Origin of the sequence: Bacillus tuaregi, assembly GCF_900104575.1 — a bacterium.
Lineage (GTDB): Bacteria > Bacillota > Bacilli > Bacillales > Cytobacillaceae > Bacillus_BD > Bacillus_BD tuaregi.
In genome coordinates, this window is record NZ_LT629730.1 from 255,955 (window position 1) to 272,980 (window position 17,026).

General features: G+C 40.1%; 17 protein-coding genes. 14 read left to right on the top strand and 3 right to left on the bottom strand.

Annotated elements, in window-relative coordinates; translation table 11 throughout:
• The first annotated feature begins 173 nt into the window (after window positions 1–173).
• The 5 genes from BQ5321_RS01835 (at window position 174) to BQ5321_RS01855 (ending at window position 5,273) form a co-directional block, all read left to right on the top strand.
• Entirely contained in the window at window positions 174–1,304 is a 1,131-nt protein-coding gene (locus BQ5321_RS01835; RefSeq protein ID WP_071392921.1) for a YibE/F family protein, read from the top strand.
• Complete coding sequence (locus tag BQ5321_RS01840; RefSeq protein ID WP_071392922.1) at window positions 1,301–2,074, top strand: YibE/F family protein; 774 nt, start codon at window positions 1,301–1,303, stop codon at window positions 2,072–2,074. Before BQ5321_RS01835 ends, BQ5321_RS01840 begins: the two co-directional genes overlap by 4 nt.
• Before the next feature lie 217 nt (window positions 2,075–2,291).
• Entirely contained in the window at window positions 2,292–3,032 is a 741-nt protein-coding gene (locus BQ5321_RS01845; RefSeq protein ID WP_071392923.1) for a rhodanese-like domain-containing protein, read from the top strand.
• A gap of 168 nt (window positions 3,033–3,200) precedes the next feature.
• Window positions 3,201–3,884 (top strand): phosphoribosylaminoimidazolesuccinocarboxamide synthase, encoded by a 684-nt coding sequence (locus BQ5321_RS01850; RefSeq protein WP_071392924.1) that lies wholly within the window; start codon window positions 3,201–3,203, stop codon window positions 3,882–3,884.
• 336 nt (window positions 3,885–4,220) lie between these two features.
• Entirely contained in the window at window positions 4,221–5,273 is a 1,053-nt protein-coding gene (locus BQ5321_RS01855; RefSeq protein ID WP_071392925.1) for a two-component system sensor histidine kinase NtrB, read from the top strand.
• Window positions 5,274–5,441: 168 nt separating this feature from the next.
• On the opposite strand, the gene BQ5321_RS01860 is transcribed toward BQ5321_RS01855, so the two are convergent.
• A complete protein-coding gene (locus BQ5321_RS01860) occupies window positions 5,442–5,801 on the bottom strand; it encodes a Lin0512 family protein (RefSeq protein ID WP_071392926.1) in 360 nt (119 codons plus the stop codon).
• 254 nt (window positions 5,802–6,055) lie between these two features.
• On the opposite strand from BQ5321_RS01860, the gene BQ5321_RS01865 reads away from it, so the two are divergent.
• From BQ5321_RS01865 to BQ5321_RS01880, 4 genes are all read left to right on the top strand, one after another.
• On the top strand, window positions 6,056–7,285 hold the full coding sequence (locus tag BQ5321_RS01865) for a CynX/NimT family MFS transporter (protein ID WP_071392927.1): 1,230 nt from the start codon (window positions 6,056–6,058) through the stop codon (window positions 7,283–7,285).
• Window positions 7,286–7,727: 442 nt separating this feature from the next.
• Window positions 7,728–7,961: a hypothetical protein gene (locus BQ5321_RS01870; RefSeq protein ID WP_071392928.1), complete on the top strand. Its 234-nt coding sequence runs from the start codon at window positions 7,728–7,730 to the stop codon at window positions 7,959–7,961.
• 2 nt (window positions 7,962–7,963) lie between these two features.
• Window positions 7,964–8,458 carry a spore coat protein gene (locus BQ5321_RS01875; RefSeq protein WP_071392929.1) on the top strand — a complete coding sequence of 165 codons (495 nt, stop codon included), beginning with the start codon at window positions 7,964–7,966 and terminating at the stop codon, window positions 8,456–8,458.
• 650 nt (window positions 8,459–9,108) lie between these two features.
• Entirely contained in the window at window positions 9,109–11,340 is a 2,232-nt protein-coding gene (locus BQ5321_RS01880; RefSeq protein ID WP_084786599.1) for an FAD-binding protein, read from the top strand.
• A gap of 63 nt (window positions 11,341–11,403) precedes the next feature.
• Here BQ5321_RS01880 and BQ5321_RS01885 read toward each other — a convergent pair whose 3' ends face one another.
• A complete protein-coding gene (locus tag BQ5321_RS01885; RefSeq protein ID WP_084786600.1) occupies window positions 11,404–12,351 on the bottom strand; it encodes a hypothetical protein in 948 nt (315 codons plus the stop codon).
• 86 nt (window positions 12,352–12,437) lie between these two features.
• On the opposite strand from BQ5321_RS01885, the gene BQ5321_RS01890 reads away from it, so the two are divergent.
• The 5 genes from BQ5321_RS01890 to BQ5321_RS01910 all read left to right on the top strand — a co-directional run bounded on the left by BQ5321_RS01890 (window position 12,438) and on the right by BQ5321_RS01910 (window position 15,756).
• On the top strand, window positions 12,438–12,677 hold the full coding sequence (locus BQ5321_RS01890; protein WP_071392931.1) for a glutaredoxin family protein: 240 nt from the start codon (window positions 12,438–12,440) through the stop codon (window positions 12,675–12,677).
• Window positions 12,678–13,058: 381 nt separating this feature from the next.
• Window positions 13,059–13,496 carry a MarR family winged helix-turn-helix transcriptional regulator gene (locus BQ5321_RS01895; protein WP_071392932.1) on the top strand — a complete coding sequence of 146 codons (438 nt, stop codon included), beginning with the start codon at window positions 13,059–13,061 and terminating at the stop codon, window positions 13,494–13,496.
• Window positions 13,483–14,667, top strand: a complete 1,185-nt coding sequence (locus BQ5321_RS01900; RefSeq protein WP_071392933.1) for an MFS transporter — start codon at window positions 13,483–13,485, stop codon at window positions 14,665–14,667. The genes BQ5321_RS01895 and BQ5321_RS01900 overlap by 14 nt, the downstream gene beginning before the upstream one ends.
• 305 nt (window positions 14,668–14,972) lie before the next feature.
• On the top strand, window positions 14,973–15,152 hold the full coding sequence (locus BQ5321_RS01905; protein WP_071392934.1) for an aspartyl-phosphate phosphatase Spo0E family protein: 180 nt from the start codon (window positions 14,973–14,975) through the stop codon (window positions 15,150–15,152).
• 292 nt (window positions 15,153–15,444) lie between these two features.
• On the top strand, window positions 15,445–15,756 hold the full coding sequence (locus tag BQ5321_RS01910) for a BC1872 family protein (protein WP_071392935.1): 312 nt from the start codon (window positions 15,445–15,447) through the stop codon (window positions 15,754–15,756).
• 192 nt (window positions 15,757–15,948) lie between these two features.
• Here BQ5321_RS01910 and BQ5321_RS01915 read toward each other — a convergent pair whose 3' ends face one another.
• A complete protein-coding gene (locus tag BQ5321_RS01915; RefSeq protein ID WP_139187745.1) occupies window positions 15,949–16,845 on the bottom strand; it encodes an oxidoreductase in 897 nt (298 codons plus the stop codon).
• Window positions 16,846–17,026 lie beyond the last annotated feature (181 nt).

Genomic DNA, 17,026 nt, shown 5'->3' on the forward strand with positions numbered 1-17,026 from the left:
TAGTACCCTTCCTGTTCATTGCTCCCATTATAGAAAGTTTCTTGACGGTATAAAGGCATTCTTGTATGCTATCAGCATTGTTAACCTATGTTAGTCTTGACTGATTGTACATGTAAATCTATAGCCAGGAGCTTTCTTATAGGGAATACTAAGCGCCCACAGGAGGGTTTTTTTTGAATAGCATACGATATAAAATAAGTAATTTAACACGCAAGCAACTAGGATTATACCTCCTGCTTGCCCTTGTCTTCACAGCCTCCATCCTGTTTGTCAACTTTAATTACTCCTTTTACGATACACCAATCGCTAAGGTGATTGAAGCAAACACGGTCGAGACAACAGATACAGTGGACAGCTTCCATAATGAGGATCAGTTGATAACCCAGCACCTCACCGCACAGCTGAAAAACGGTGAAGAAAAGGGGCAGCTGCTTCAATTAACGAATGAGTTTTCCACATCCGGTGCCTATGATCATGAATTTCAGCCAGGGGATGAATTATTTGTTTCGGTTGATAAGAAAAAGGGAGAGCTGACGGGCACGATCAAGGAAGTGAAAAGGGATAAATACCTGCTGCTGATGGCCTGGGTATTTATTTTCACCTTATTATTAGTCGGTCAAAAACAAGGATTATACTCGATTATCAGCTTGGCTGTTAACGCTGTGCTGCTGTCCTATGCACTCGATGTGTATATCCAAACCGCAGGACTCAGTTTGCTTTTCGTCTGCAGTGTGAGTGCGGTCTTATTTACCGTTATATCGCTATTTCTTGTGAATGGCTTTAATGAAAAAACCTATGCTGCAATTATAGCGACGCTACTCGGGACCTTTCTGTCGCTCTTAATCACCTATATGGCCATGGAGCTCACAAATGAAAAGGGACTGAAATATGAAGAAATACAATTTATTACAAGACCGTACCAGGCGGTATTTATGGCCGGGCTATTTATTGGCTCGCTTGGTGCTGTCATGGATGTGGCGATTACAATGTCGTCCTCTATTTTCGGGGTGTATGAAGAAAATCCCGGAATATCGGTCAAAGCGTTGAAAAAATCCGGACTCGATATTGGCAAGGATATAATGGGGACGATGACCAATATTTTATTTTTTGCCTATATCAGCGGCTCCATCCCCATGCTAATTCTATATTTAAAAAACGCTAACCCATTGGGCTTCACGCTTTCAATGAGTCTTTCATTGGAATTGGCTCGAGCATTGGCAGGTGGGATCGGAATTGTCCTGACGATTCCAATTGGCCTATATACAGCCATATTTTTCGTGAATCGAAAGAGGGCAAAAGGATGAATCTATTAGTCGTTTTAGCAGCCATATTATTTATATTGATGACCCTAATCGGCGGAAAAAAGGGTGCCAAGTCCTTTTTGGCCATCTTTTTCAATTTCGCAGTCCTGCTCTTAATTATCCTGCTTATGACTGATCCGAATCTGGATCCGGTGATCCTAACCATGGTCGCCTGTATTCTGATTAGCTGTATTACGCTCTTTTTTATTAATGAGTTCAACAGCAAAACGACGATTGCCTTCCTATCCACACTGATTACCATTGTGATTTTGCTCTTTTTTATTGTCATCGTAAACAATATAGCGATGATTCAGGGCTTTGGGGAAGAAGAAATTGAGGAGTTGAGCAGCTATTCTCTCAAGATGGGCATTGATTTCGTGAAAATTGGTGCCTCTGTAATCATTATGAGTACGATTGGTGCCATTGTCGATGTGGCGATTTCGATTGCCTCACCCATGAGGGAAATCTATCTGCACAATCCAGCCATTAGCCGGAAAAATCTGTACAAGGCGGGTATTAGCATTGGAAAGGACATTCTTGGGACGAGTGCCAATACCTTGTTTTTCGCCTTCTTCGGCAGCTACCTTGGTCTCTTGATTTGGTTCAAGGACCTATCTTACTCACTCGGTGAAATCGTCAATTCGAAAATATTCAACGCCGAAATGATTACCATCCTTTGGGCAGGAATCGGCGTTGCACTCAATATCCCTATCACCGCCTGGATTACAGCTGCCTTTTTAGTCAAAAAAAAGACAACGCAGGAGGACCAATGAGGACGAATCTCCTGCGTTCTTTTATTGAAATGTAATTGGCTGTTTATAATGAAGCTATGGTAGGTAAGCCTGCCTTCATTCTTATAAACATCATCCTATCTAAAAAATCGATACATAATAATCTAAATGATTAATATTATGAATTGCGGTCGCCCTATGCAAAATGATAAGTTGGTTTTGGGAGATTGCTATTCTAGTATAATGAGGAGGATGTTACATGAAGAGTCGTTTAAAATGGACTTCATTATTATCTGTTATTGCTTTATCAACGATGTTAACGGTAGCTTGTTCGCAGGATGGGACAAAGCCAGCTGATTCTGCGACAGTTAATGAAACCACTGAAATTAAAGCCATGTCAGGTGAGGATTTAGTTGCTCAAAATTCACCTGAAGAAAAGGATAAGGTATTGATTGTGGATGTTCGTTCACCGGAGGAGTATAAGGCGGGCCATATTCCAAATGCGATTAATATTTTTGTCGATGAAATCGAGAGCAGATTGGATGAAATTGCAGATCATAAGGACATGCCGGTCATCTTATACTGCAATTCTGGGAATAAAAGCGGAAAAGCAGCGGAAATCCTTGTCGACAATGGCTTTCAGGATGTTACTAACGCAGAAGGTGTAAAGGATTTTGAATATGACTTAGTTCAGTATGAAGATGTTCGCGGTGCTGATTTTCAGGCTCTAATTGATGATAATCAGGATATCGTTCTCGTTGACGTCCGACCAGAAAAGCAGGTTAAAGAAGAAGGAATGCTTGAAGGCGCGATTAATGTTCCATTTGATAGTGTCGAAGACCATCTCAAGGAGCTTCCAAAGGACAAAACGATTGCCCTTTATTGCAACACAGGTACTAAGAGCAGTGATGTGGCAAAGCAGCTGGAGGAACTAGGCTATAATCAGGTTGTCAACTCAATTGAAGGGGTAAAGGAGCATTCCTTTACTTTAGTAAAATAATAAGGATGGAAAACACTTGCTTCGGTAAGTGTTTTTTTATTTGTAAAAAAAGTTAAAATTTTAAGATAGATAATCTGTCCATGTGTCTCGTTTTATATTAAAATACTATTTGGAGAATTAAAAAAAATGGTTTTATAGCTTTGACAATATATATTGAGGTGATCGTCGATGAAGCTTACGTACACAGGTAAAACAAAGGATGTTTATGCACTAGAGGATGGTAATTATTTATTGAAATTTAAGGATGATGTTACAGGGGTTGACGGTGTATTTGATCCAGGTGCAAACACCGTCGGTCTGACACTCGAGGGTGCAGGACGCGCAGGGCTACGTTTAACCAAGCACTTTTTTGAAATTTTAAAGGAAAAGGGCATTCCAACTCACTACATTGATGCGGATATTGAACAAGCAACGATGACTGTGAAGCCAGCTGAAGTATTTGGAAAAGGCTTAGAGGTTATCTGTCGCTTTAGAGCGGTCGGCAGCTTTCTTCGCCGATATGGTTTATACGCAGAAGAAGGACAGTCTCTTGATGCCTTTGTGGAAGTGACCTTAAAGGATGATGGCCGTGAGGATCCTCCAATCAGTGAGGATGCGCTAGACATGCTGGGCATTTTATCAAACGAAGAATACAAGGTGTTAAAGGCTCTAACACAGCAAATCGCCCATGTTGTCAAGGACGAGCTGGCTAAAAAGGACATTGAGCTCTATGACATAAAATTTGAATTTGGCCGTGTTGGCGATACGAAGGAAATTGTTCTCATTGACGAAATCTCTGGCGGTAATATGCGTGCCTATAAAAATGGAGAGTATATTGAACCGCTTGAGCTGGAGAAAATGTTTCTAGCCTAAACATAACAGAGATACACCGTTCCGTCGCAGTAATCTTATCACAAGAATAAAGTTTACCTTTTCATGATTATGCCTGTTCCTATTACTATAACAAATGGGACAGGCTTTTTTTCGATGCAGATTTGGTCATAGTATCCTCATTGTTTCTTTATGTAAAGCGATTGGGAAGCTAGTATGAATCGAGTAGTCTTATATATCAAGACAGCATATCATGTTGTTTTTGCCGTCTATTCAAAAATTAGACAAATAAAGAGAGGGAAATTGTGGGACTTTGTCGAATATTATGTAAAAATGACCCTATGCTAAACACAATCCAAATGTGATGGAAGGAAAGTGGTGAGGATTATTGATACCCAATCAAACCGCAACATGCTAGAGATATTGGAGGATATATCTGAGGGCTGTTGTTTTTTAAATGCAAGGATGGAGGTTGAATACATCAACAAAGCAGGTGAAGCCTTGCTGGAGCGACCTAAGGAAGAGGTTCTGAATAAGTGCCAGTGGGAGGTTCTGCCTAAATATAGAGAAACGATAGTCTATGAGAAATATACGCAGGCGTTTCAAGAGCAAAAGCCTCAATACTTTGAATTTGTTACCGAATATTCAAACACACCAATTGAAATCAGGGTTTTTCCAAATAAATACGGACTATTTCTTATTTTTAACGATATTACAAAGAAAAAGGAAGAGGAGCAGCGGCAAAAATATTATGACCAGCTGAAAATAATTGCCGAGATGGCCGCGGGGGTTGCTCATGAAATCAGAAATCCAATGACGACGATTAAAGGGTTCCTCCAATTAATGCAGCAGGATGAGGACCTATCGAAATACAATGATATTATGAATTTGATGGTTGACGAGGTGAATCGAATCAATGACATTATTACGAATTTCCTTGATTTGGCCAAGGATACGCCCAATAAGTTAGTTTTTTGTAATTTGAATAATATCATTTCAACATTATATCCTTTACTTGAGACAAGAGCTAACAACGAAGGGAAGTTTATTCACCTAGAATTGGAGTCTATACCTAATCTTTATGTCGATAAAAATGAAATGAGGCAGCTGCTCTTGAACTTTGTCAATAATTCCTTAGATGCAATGGAAAAAGGGAAAGCCGTTTATCTCAAGACATCTGCTAAAAAGGACCATGTCCTGCTAACGATAAAGGATGAAGGCTCCGGTATTCCTGCTGATATCATCGATAAAATATCAGTACCCTTTGTCACCTCAAAATCGAACGGAACAGGTCTGGGTCTGCCGATTTGTTTTTCCATTGCCAAACGAAATAACGCTGAAATCAGCTATCATTCCAGCTCGGGTGGCACAACCTTTTATATTCGTTTTCGAATCAATAAAGATAGTATTCAGCCTCAGCATGGTTCTTAATTATTTATAATTATGATAGTTTAAGAGGGAGAGTATGCTCTTTTCCTCTTAAACAAACGTTTGATTAATCGGAAGCTAGTATTGAGGTTAACTTCTATGATGAATAAAAGCGAAGAAGGAAAAGGAAAAGGCATGGTCTAATCGGAAGCCATGCCCGTTATATAGCTCTTAATATCCGACCTCAACCGATGCCACAACAATATACATCAAATCATTTTTGTCGCCTTTTTCTTCAATGACCACACCGCTTGTTGTCATCATGCCGCCATCCATTACTTCAATCGTCACCTGTCCATATGGCAAAGCATCCTTCACCACAGCCTGATCAAGCTTTTCTTTGTCGCATGGAACAGCCAATTTAACATTTACCTTCATATTGTCTAAGCTGTTTCCTGGCAAAACAGAGCGAAGTCCTGGCATCGAGTTAAAATGAATGGCATTTTGAACGGCACGAACCGCTGCCTTCGTAATATCCTGACCGTGAACATCAATCCCCATCCCGGTTTCGATAAACATGATTTTTTCCATTGAAAAAACACCTCTCTTTTTTGACTATTCATTCTACTCTATTTTAACTAGTATGATAGAAATCGGGAAGGGGCCTGGTCACTGTTCTACTTAAATTCCTCATGGTCCACTTACGGCTTATGAGCGATTCTCTATCAAAATAGCTAAGAACAAGGTAAAATAGATGATTAGAAAGAAGGCGAAGTTGCCCTCTTATTTTTTTACCGGCACTTATCAGAAAATTTAAAACTTACTAACAAAGAGGGGAAAAACAAATGGAAGCTGTTAACCAAATGAAAAAAGAGACGAAGGCTACTGCCAGACCGCGGGCGGCGTGGCTCATTCTCGTCGGGATTATATTTATCGCCATCAATCTTCGAGCTCCATTAACATCGGTGGGACCTTTAGTAGATTCTATCCGCGATCATCTATATATATCCAATACTTTAGCAGGGATGATCACAACTGTCCCTTTACTAGCCTTTGCCTTTTTCTCGCCGTTTGTACCAAAGCTTGCAAGAAGATTTGGTGCAGAAGGTGTCCTATTAGTTGCCATTATTTTTCTCACCATTGGAATTGGGCTGCGCTCGGTATCCGGTGTTGCGACCTTATATATTGGAACCGCAGTTCTTGGGTTAGCCATAGCGGCAGGAAATGTCCTGCTGCCAAGTCTAATTAAGCGGGAATTTCCTGAAAAAATGGGCATCATGACCGGTGTATATTCCATTTCAATGAATCTATTTGGCGCCATTGCGTCTGGAATCAGTGTTCCTGTAGCACTTGGCTTAGGCTTTGGCTGGCAGGGAGCTCTGGGAATGTGGGCAATACTTAGCTTCGTCTCTATCCTGTTCTGGCTTCCACAAATAAAACGTCGTTCCGATGTGGCTAGAGCTTCGATGGCTCATCAAGCAGCTGAGAAACCTGTGAATCTTTGGCGCTCCCCGCTTGCCTGGAAGGTTACGCTGTTTATGGGCCTTCAATCGATGGTGTTTTATGTGCTTGTTACATGGCTACCAGAGCTGTTAAAACAACAGGGAATGACTGCAGGTCAAGCAGGCTGGATGCTCTCTATTATGCAAATGACCGTCCTGCCGGTCACCTTTATTGCCCCGATTATTGCAGGAAGGATGACCAATCAACGAATATTAGTGGTGATTACTGCATGCTGTTTGTTTATTGGAAACATCGGTCTGCTTTATGGCAGCTATCAATTGACGCTTATGTGGATTATATTTCTAGGAATTGGAGCGGGTCTATCCTTTGGTTTAGCAATGATTTTTTTCGGTTTACGGACCAGAAACGCCCAGCAGGCAGCAGAGCTATCCGGAATGGCACAAGCCTTTGGTTATTTGCTGGCCTCAACAGGCCCAACCCTTTTCGGCTATCTTCACGATGTGACAAATAGCTGGACCACTCCGTTGCTTCTCCTCGTTGGTGCATCCATTCTCATCCTCTTCGTAGGAATGGGCGCAGGGAAAAACCAATACGTCGGCGAGGGAGAATAGTAACTAGCAGTAACTAGCTGGAGGCTGGATTCATATAAGCGGGAGCCTACAGGTTCCAGTCCTTTCTGAAAAAGTTGTAATGGCGCACTTTCTTATTTGCACTTTTGAAAGAAAGGAGAAGCCTTATAAAGTACAAAATAAAGAATCCTTTATACAAAAGATACAGGCATGATTGCTTTTGCAACTGCTGTCCACTTCCTGTTTTAGGAATAGACAGCGGTTAGGCATTAGAATCATGCCTTTTTCATCCGCTTAAAAAAACATACTTCTTAAATAGAACAAGTCCTTACGCCTAGCATCAGATTCGAACTCTTCAAGCAGTCACACTATCCATTTTATCCTGATTTGCAAAAAGGGCTGTCAAAATAGGGGCAGTTGAACAGGCATAAATTCACTATTTTCATAAATTAAAGTAAATTCGTAAGGAGGAGGTGGGTTTAAAATGGATAGAAATATCCAAAGTAAGTTAAATGCTATCTCAAGGAAAAGTTTGGATAATTTAGTAAATGATTTATTAAAGAAGCATCAGGTTTCAATGAAAAAGCCAAATTTGAGTCAACAGGATAAAAAAGAGCTTCGCTCACTCGTAAAGGAATTTCAATCTGCTTTTAAACAAATTACCAGAACGATGGAAAGCAACAAAACGAATACCCAAGAAAAAACAAGGAGGAATTAATAATGAAAGAAAGTAAAGTTTGGGCAGGGCAAGTCCCAGATGTAGAAAGTGTCGATTTAACAAAAAGAAGAAAGAACCATACTTGGAATGCATTAGATCCATCTTCCTGTCACCCTATGGATAATGGTGATCTAGTAAACGATTTATCTGGAACAATTGAAACGATTCAGCAGTCATTTGAACAAATTGTTGTGATTGACTCCGCAGATGTGGAAGTTACTACTACTGATACGAAAGCAGCTGTTTCACTTCAAGCAGCGCTACAGGCAACCATCGCGTTAATTATCAGTATTTCAGTAGCAGATAGTGCAAAAGCAGAAAAAATCACTCAGGATCTAATAGGTAAACTAAAAACAACTCAGGTTAACCGCCAGCAAACCTATATTGAAAATTCAAGAGGTGTACGGATCCATACAACAGACACTGACCTAGTTGTAAACATTCAGCTACTCATCCAAGTACTAATTGCACTTCTAGCGAAAATTGACATTTTATAAGGAAACAGGAATTCTCTACTAACCATAATAATGGGTAGACGAGCTTGTTAACTTCATTCAGCAGAAGTCCTCCACTTCTATAAGTGGGGGATGAATGCAAATGGTCCTTCGATTCAGTGGGGGTACAAACCCCGGCTGAATGAAGTTAAGCCTCCGGCGGATGTCACGGATTTTTTTAAGGTAGTTTACCCGAGCGAGCTTAGGTAATCCGGACGCAAATTCGACGGGCGAATTTGATCCAGACTTAGTAGTTAGGCTGAGTGAGGCAAGTTCATCATACTTGTTTTATTCAGCCTTATTCATTTTTCGAACGACCTGCTTACATATAGGAGAACCAGGATTCATAATCCTTGTGTTCAGTCTTATCATACTCTGTTTTTATTTTCTGAAAATCAGCTGTTTTTGCCTGTAATAAAACTAACCGTTCTAATAAAATAATTCAAAATATCCTCTTAAATTGCTCACATTTCGTTCGGTTAAGGGACTATAGGGACATGCTAAAATAATATTGTGAATCAATATACATATTATTGAAGGTCTATGATTTTTTGAAGGGGGAGAGTCAAAAAAACAAACATCTGTCATTTCTTGGCTGTTCACAGTTGAAACTCCATTTTTTTATACCAAAATACTAGGGCAAGAAGGTGAAGATGATGAAAAAACTACTATTCTTGTGTTTAAGTGTCCTCATTCTATTTGGAACAGCAGCCTGCTCAGGGTCAAGTGGCGGTTCATCGAATAAGGACGAACAATACAAGGCAACCAAAGCAGGCTTTGGGGGTGATATTGAAGTAGAAATGACTATCAAGGATGGAGCTGTAAAAAGAATAACAGTAACAGGGGACAGTGAAACAGAGGGTATTGGTAGCAAAGCCATTGAAGCAATACAGTTGGCATTAGATAAGCTTATCGGAGAAAGTATTGACGATTTGGATGCCGGTTCAATTGAAGTGGTTTCATCAGCAACTGTTACATCCACTGCTATTAAAGCGGCCGTCAGTGACGTTTTTAATCAAGCTCGGGGCATTGACCCAAATGAGAAAAAGGCAATTACTGATTCTGAAGGTGTGTATAAGGCTGCCGGCATGAGTGTTGTAAAGCCACTAAGCATCAAAGTGACATTAAAGGATAATAAAATTTCTGCGATTGAGGTTGCAGACCATGCCGAATCTGATGAAGTAACAGGTCAATCCGGTGCAACCAATATTGCAGATACTGCATTTGATAATCTTATTCCGCGAATCATAGAAAATCAATCGCTTGCTGTTGAAGCCATCTCAGGGGCAACGGTTACCTCAAATGGAATAAAGGCTGCTGTTGCACAGGCGATTGATAGAAATGGCGGTGACTCCTCCCAATGGTATACGCCAGTTGAAAAAAAGACGGATGTAGTGAAATTGGAAGGCTATGATGTTATTGTTGTTGGTTTGGGAGGATCTGGTTCAATGGCATATGTCAGTGCTGCTGAAAAGGGTGCAACCGTGTTTGGAATCGAAACGGCTGCAAAAATTGGTGGTCAATCTGCGACAGTATCAGGAGCCATGGCCATTAACCCAGAGTCCAAGGTTCAGTCGCAAAATAACGGGGCCAAATTTGTTGAAGAAGAAGAGCTGCTAGAGGACTGGATTGCCTATACGCAGGGAGATGCTAAGGAAGAAATTGTCCGTAATTTCGTTTACGAGTCTGGTGAAACAATGGACTGGCTGATGGATAAATATCGATTTGAATTCCTTGAAATCAAACCTTTCTTCCATCCAAAAATGTGGCCGGTCTGGGCTTATTATGCCGGAAATAAGACGGATTACTTTACAAACGCTGTCAATAAAGCCAAATCCTATAATGACAAAAATGATTATATGCTTGAGCTAACGGCAGAGGAGCTAATTACAGAAGGAGATAAAGTCACAGGGGTTCGCGCGAAATTCTATGATGGAACTGTATATGAAGTATATGGTGACTCTGTCATTATTGGCACAGGCGGATTTATCGGTAATTCTGAGATGAAGAAGAAATTCTTAGGTGAAAATGATGACTATAACACGATTGCTTGGACAGTCGACGATGGTGATGGTATCAACATGGCCATGGATATTGGGGCTGACGCCTATAATATTGATATGGATGCCATGGTTCATATTGCACAGACAAAGACAATCATTAAGGGCGATGAATTAACAGCTGACCAAAAAGCAGTCTTATCTTCGTTAGTATTAACAGGAGAATCAATGATTGTCGGAACTGATGGCGCTCGATATATGAATGAAGCAGGAAATATTGCGTTCGATTCCTATAAAGGCGGAGATACCTACTACGCTATTTATAATGACACACAGTTAAATAGCTTTAAAGAAATCGGAATGAAGTCGCCGACTGCACCAATGTTCTTAAACCAAGGTGGCAAGCTTCCAGAGGCTAATACACCGATTGCTGACCTAGATAAAATTCTAACAGTTGGAAGTGACTATGGAATTGTTGTGACAGCGGACACATTAGATGAATTAGCAGAAAAGCTTGGCATTGATGGAGCTAATTTGAAAAAAGCAGTTGCAGACTATAATTCATATGCTGCCGGAACAGCACAAGATCCATTTGGAAAAGATCCTGCTATGATGACAGCTTTGGAGCAGGGGCCGTACACAGCTGTACTTGGAGCTCCTTATGCTTATGCAACGGCAGCCGGATTAAATATCGACGAAAACTATAATGTATTAAAAACAGACGGCTCTGTCATGGAAAACGTCTATGCTGTAGGACAGGATTCTATGGGTGTTCTCTTCTCGAACAAGGTTCCGTATGTCTCTTATGGTGGGGCTGCACAAGGCTGGGCGATTACCTCTGGAAGATTAGCGGGTCAACAGGCAGCTGAAATGTATAAAGATTAATCAATAGGCTAAAAAAATCCTGCAGTGGACGCAAAAATACACAGCAGGATTTTTTAGCTTCCGTCAATGAACTAGCGTATAAGGATTTGTCATCAGTCTGTTCATGATATATATGTACAAATACATCGCAAAAATATCAATTGTAGCAAAGGGAATAAACCAGTCTTCTTTGATATACATGATTTGGTATTGTTTAGCTAGATAAAGGAATGCATAAAGCGCAATGGTAAGCAGTATTTTCCATAGGAGATGAATCTTTGAAAAATAGACGAAGGTACATACAACAGAAAGAATAAGCAAATTCAAGAGAGATACCAGAGAATAGCTCTGCAAATCACCCGAAAGTAATTCCGTATTAGGCTTCATAATCCCCGTTAATATTTGAATCCATAGTGCAGTAGGCATATGTAAAGTGTATAGTCCAAGAAACATAAAATAATATCGCAGCAATGTTTTTTTTGTATAAACAGTCTTGCGCTTATAGATTGCCTTCGTTACAGGAAATAATAACGACAATAGTGCTGCGCTGGTGACCCAGGTGCTGTAGAAGTTTTGCTTATAAATCCCAAGGTGGAGAAATAATTCTTCAATAAGAAAGTATATGCCTGCAAACACAACCATCCAACGATATTTAAGATTATAGACGGAAATAACCATTGCGGTTGCGGATAGGGAAAACTGAGAAAATAAATTTCCGGCTAGTCCATCGTCAATCGGTGAATGTGGAAAAATCATCGGGTAATAATCATATACCCGAAAAAAACAATAGATTATGACTTCCACAGTAAACGTCACACCAGACGTAACCAAAAATAATGCCATCGCATGCCGTTTATCTGATGCTTTTTTTAAAATAAAACCTAATTGCATTAGAGTTGCGATTCCTAATAGGATAAACCAAACTGTATGACTCCAAAAAGTTTGGGGCATAAAACCAATCCTTACAATAATATCTGTTGATTTATTATTCTGTACGAACATTCCATTTTTATGTAGATGGACGATTTTCATGCTCCCTTATTATTGTGGGATTCAGCAGCTGCAATGGTATAGTGATAAGGAAGGTAATAGTTGAGGGAAGGATGAGGAGAATAAACATGAATCAACCTGTCATTGTCTATACAATGGATGATTGTGTCGAGTGCAGTATTGTCAAACAAATGCTGACCGCGGAAGGTATTCCTTTTGAGGCCAGGGATATTACCGAAAATGAGGAATATAAAAGGGAAGTGGAGAAATACGGCTTCTTAGGAGTTCCTGTTACGGTTGTGGGTGAGCGAGCCGTGAAGGGGTTTAATCCAGAGCTAATCGAGCTAGTTCAACTTCATTCAGCGTAAGTCCTCCACTTCTATAAGTGGGGATGAATGCAAATGGTACTTCGATTCAGTGGGGGTACAAACCCCGGCTGAATGAAGTTAAGCCTCCGGCGGATGTCACGGATTCCTTAAGGTAGTTTATCGAGCAAGCTCGATAAAAATCCGGACGCAAATTCGACGGGCGAATTTGATTCATTAAGAATACAATAAGGTAAAACGAGCGAGGGTACTAATCCATGCTCGTTTTTTCGTTTTATACGATTGAATACATTGGCTTGAAATCAGAAAATGGATACTGCGAAAAATCATCTGAAGGGCATTTCTTTTGACATTCCATTAGAGAAGGATTATAGTTACCTTTAATAACTATTACCTAGGGTAACTTTTATAGAGGTGAAGAAAATGCAGGGGTTTCTACAGCGATATTTAAGTCTTTATCGGCCGCTTATCACGGCTTTGAACGAATTAATGAGTTCCTATGAGCTTTCACATTCTTTATGGCAGGTTATGTTCTATTTGAAAAATAATGGTCCGTCCACATTAGTGGATATTTCAGCTTATTATCATGTCGAAAAGCCAACTATTACAAGAAGGGTACACCGATTGGAGGAGCTACACATGATAAAGCAAATCCCTGGTAAGGACCGACGTGAAAAATTGATTCAATTAACCGAGCAAGGTGAAGAAGTCTATCAAGCTTTGAGAGTGAAAATAACGGATTTGGAGCATGAGGTGATGAATGGCGTAGCACAGGATGAACAGCTCATCACGTTCCAGACGCTGCCAAAAATAAAAGAGAATCTTATGAAACGAGAGGAGAGTCTACGTGGGGAAGCCTAAATTATGGACGAAGGATTTTATCATCGTCTCCAGTATTAACTTTTTGTTAACTTTGGTTTTTTATTTATTAATCGTCATTATTGGCATTTATGCGGTCAATGAATATCAAGCAACTGCGAGTCAGGCAGGGCTTGTAACAGGTATATTTATCGTAGGAGCCTTAATCGGGCGCCTAGCTGTCGGCCGTTTCATTGATACAGTCGGTCGTAAGAGAATTCTATTCATGGGTCTCATTTTATATACTATGGCTATAGCCTTCTATTTTATCCAAATAGGGATTACCTTTTTGCTTATTACTCGTTTACTACATGGTATTACGCTCGGAATCGCGAGCACAGCAACCGGAACCATTGTCGCTCAGATTATTCCGGCAGAGCGAAAAGGGGAAGGAATTGGCTATTTCAGCATGAGTGCAACCTTAGCAACAGCCATCGGACCATTCATTGGGCTTTATATGAGTCAGAATACAAGCATGCAAATGATATTCAGTTTTTGTCTAACACTGGGGATTATTGGTTTAATAACAGCCTTCTTTGTATATGTTCCTACCTTGGAGATGACAAAAACCACTGAAAAAAGTGGCTTCAAGCTATCCAATTTTATTGAACTCAAGGCTGTTCCCATTGCCTTAATTACGCTAGTTGTCTCCTTCTGCTATTCGAGTGTGCTGTCCTTTATTAATTTCTATGCCATTGAAATTGATCTAGTTAGTGCAGCCAGCTTCTTTTTTCTTGTCTATTCGATTGCTATCTTAATCTCAAGACCATTCACAGGCCGTTTAATGGATGTGAAGGGTGCTAACTACGTGATGTATCCAGCCTTTATTCTTTTCACAGTTGGCATGCTTCTTTTAGGTTCGGCCCATAACAGCTTGACCTTATTACTGTCCGGTATTCTGATTGGTCTTGGATTTGGTAATATGCAGTCTTGCACGCAGGCTATTGCAGTGAAGCTGACCCCGCCACATCGTATGGGCTTGGCCACATCCACTTTCTTTATCTTTCTTGATGCAGGACTTGGGTTTGGTCCTTATGTGCTCGGGTTCTTCATTCCTTACACAAGCTATGGAACCTTATACGAAATTCTCGGTATTGTTGTGTTAGCTTCTACTGCCCTTTACTTTTTCCTTCACGGTAAAAAAGAACGTTCAAAAATCAGTGCCTTAGCTTGATAAGGAAGTTAGGAACAATAAAAAGACAGATGGCAGACATTTGTCTTTTTGTTGTTCTTGACACTATTTTATTAATAAAATGCTACGTTTGGTGAAAAATGTAGAAAATTGTAGATAATTTGCAGGAATTGTTGGGATATTTATTTCTTTTGCATACAAGATTCGCCTTCATTCGAAACTATTTTATGATAATTTAATAGAAACGAAGTACTTTGAGATTTGAATATATGTAAATTGCACTTATATTTAACTTATATATGAGAAAAAACTATCTTACTAACTAATTCTGTAAAGGGGCTAGTGTCATGTTAGTTAAGTTCAATCATGATGAAAAAAAAGATTTAATCAATACTATTGATTCAATCCGTGAAAAAATGATCCAAGCTGGCATGCAAGAAGGACTTGCTAGCATGAGAACGATAGCATTAAGTCAAACACTTGACGAATATATCACAAAATATCAAGCCATCAAACTAACTAAATAAAAAGGACGAAGCAGGGGGGAGATCCCTTTGCTTCTTTTTTTGCGCTTAACTGGTTCGTTCATTCTATTGGATAGAAAAGGAGAAATTGCTATTTAGCGTAATGGCAAAGTGTTGTCCCACTTGTCTTGGGAAGCAAACGACTTGAGCCTCATCCAATATAGAAAAAATTTTTTGAAAATAGTAGTCAATCATCACAACTCTGTTATATAATTGAACCATAATATTTTATTGTTATATAACAACGGTAAAAAGAGATTATCCTAACAAAATGACAGAAAAGAGGTAAGTGGAGATGAACAAAAAAGATACAATCGTACGTGAAATTCTAGGCTGGAAACCGTATGGAAAGAATAGCTGGTATGATGTTGAAAAGGATTCCTTTGTTCATGAGTCCTACTATAAACCAGAGAAATTCATTGAGCATGCCATGGTAATTGTGAAAAAGCTTGAAATGTTCGGCGTTAGTTATCGGACAAACGGGGCATCGGAGGTTTATTTTGATGATGTAAGTGGAATGGGTGCCACTTTGCCAGAAGCGATTACGAATGCAGCGTATAACCTGATTAAAAGCTATTATACCATTCATGAAAATCAATATAATTAATACCATTCGATCGACAGAGCGGTACACATCATTCGAAGAAGTTTTACTCTAAATATCATGAACCGCCGTTTCGTATCATAGAAAACAGGGGTTTTAGCATTAATCTGTCTGAAGCTTAAGAAATGTATCAATCAAATAGTAAGACGGATTCACCTCAGAATGGGGGAAAAGAATGGTCCGTCTTCCCCTTTATTACGAGAAATCGTAAGTAACACCAGTCAGCTTTTCCGATACGTCCCAAAGCCTTGTGATAACCGTTTCGTCATTTGCAACTGGATGGGGAGTATCCAAGGCAGGATAGCCTCTGCGGCGGCCTTTACCATTAGGCCCGATATATTCGCCACCTTTAAGTGTTTGGTGGGTTGCAGCATAGATGGTGGGAAGTGCACCCATATCAGCCGGCTGTAGGAACTTGCCCGCCAGGCCGATCAGAAAATGGGGGGCGTCCTGTTTTCCAAACTTGAATAGATTGGTCGCTGAAATGCCCGGATGACAGGCGAGACTTTTCGTCTCCAAGCCGGCCGCCTTCAAGCGCTTGTCTAATTCTCTGGCAAACATCAGATTAGCTAGCTTGCTTTGCCCGTAAAATTGAAACTTCTTGTAGCCCATAGAGCCGTCCAGGTTATTGAATAGAATTTTCGAGCCTTTATGGGCAAGACTGCTGACAGTCACGACACGTGAATCTGCTGTATGCTTTAGTAATGGAAGCAGCTGTCCTGTTAAAGCAAAGTGGCCGAGGTGGTTGCTACCAAATTGCAGCTCGAAGCCATCCCTTGTTTTGGCATAAGCAGGCATCATGACGCCAGCATTATTGATTAATAAATCGAGAGAATCCAAGTGATTTTTGACTGTATTAGCGAAATCCCTGATGCTCGCAAGGTCTGCCATATCAATTTTCAGCACTTCAATCATTGCTTGCGGAACCTCCTGAAGGATTTGTTCCCGAGCGCCATTTCCTTTTTCAATATTTCTGACTGCCATCATCACTCGAGCACCTTTACGAGCAAAATCCTTCGCAGCTTCAAAGCCAATTCCACTGTTTGCTCCTGTAATAATCGCCGTCTTTCCTTGTAAAATCTGATCTGACATATTCATCCCCATATCAATATCATGACTCCTTTCCTTCTCTTATTATTGTACATTATCATGGCTTCCCGTTTGAGTTTTGTAAAGATTAAGTAGTAATAAGAAGTTCAAAGCCTCTTGAGCACGTATTAGACTATATGATAAAATAAACTTCCTTGGCAGGGGCACAATGAGGAAGCGGGGA

What these genes read in the sequence shown, in the direction of transcription:
- BQ5321_RS01840 (WP_071392922.1), top strand. Translation starts at nt 1,301, where the DNA reads ATGAATCTATTAGTCGTTTTAGCAGCCATATTATTTATATTGATGACC.
- BQ5321_RS01845 (WP_071392923.1), top strand. Translation starts at nt 2,292, where the DNA reads ATGAAGAGTCGTTTAAAATGGACTTCATTATTATCTGTTATTGCTTTA.
- BQ5321_RS01850 (WP_071392924.1), top strand. Translation starts at nt 3,201, where the DNA reads ATGAAGCTTACGTACACAGGTAAAACAAAGGATGTTTATGCACTAGAG.
- BQ5321_RS01860 (WP_071392926.1), bottom strand. Translation starts at nt 5,801, where the DNA reads ATGGAAAAAATCATGTTTATCGAAACCGGGATGGGGATTGATGTTCAC.
- BQ5321_RS01865 (WP_071392927.1), top strand. Translation starts at nt 6,056, where the DNA reads ATGGAAGCTGTTAACCAAATGAAAAAAGAGACGAAGGCTACTGCCAGA.
- BQ5321_RS01870 (WP_071392928.1), top strand. Translation starts at nt 7,728, where the DNA reads ATGGATAGAAATATCCAAAGTAAGTTAAATGCTATCTCAAGGAAAAGT.
- BQ5321_RS01875 (WP_071392929.1), top strand. Translation starts at nt 7,964, where the DNA reads ATGAAAGAAAGTAAAGTTTGGGCAGGGCAAGTCCCAGATGTAGAAAGT.
- BQ5321_RS01880 (WP_084786599.1), top strand. Translation starts at nt 9,109, where the DNA reads ATGATGAAAAAACTACTATTCTTGTGTTTAAGTGTCCTCATTCTATTT.
- BQ5321_RS01885 (WP_084786600.1), bottom strand. Translation starts at nt 12,351, where the DNA reads ATGAAAATCGTCCATCTACATAAAAATGGAATGTTCGTACAGAATAAT.
- BQ5321_RS01890 (WP_071392931.1), top strand. Translation starts at nt 12,438, where the DNA reads ATGAATCAACCTGTCATTGTCTATACAATGGATGATTGTGTCGAGTGC.
- BQ5321_RS01895 (WP_071392932.1), top strand. Translation starts at nt 13,059, where the DNA reads ATGCAGGGGTTTCTACAGCGATATTTAAGTCTTTATCGGCCGCTTATC.
- BQ5321_RS01905 (WP_071392934.1), top strand. Translation starts at nt 14,973, where the DNA reads ATGTTAGTTAAGTTCAATCATGATGAAAAAAAAGATTTAATCAATACT.
- BQ5321_RS01910 (WP_071392935.1), top strand. Translation starts at nt 15,445, where the DNA reads ATGAACAAAAAAGATACAATCGTACGTGAAATTCTAGGCTGGAAACCG.
- BQ5321_RS01915 (WP_139187745.1), bottom strand. Translation starts at nt 16,845, where the DNA reads ATGTCAGATCAGATTTTACAAGGAAAGACGGCGATTATTACAGGAGCA.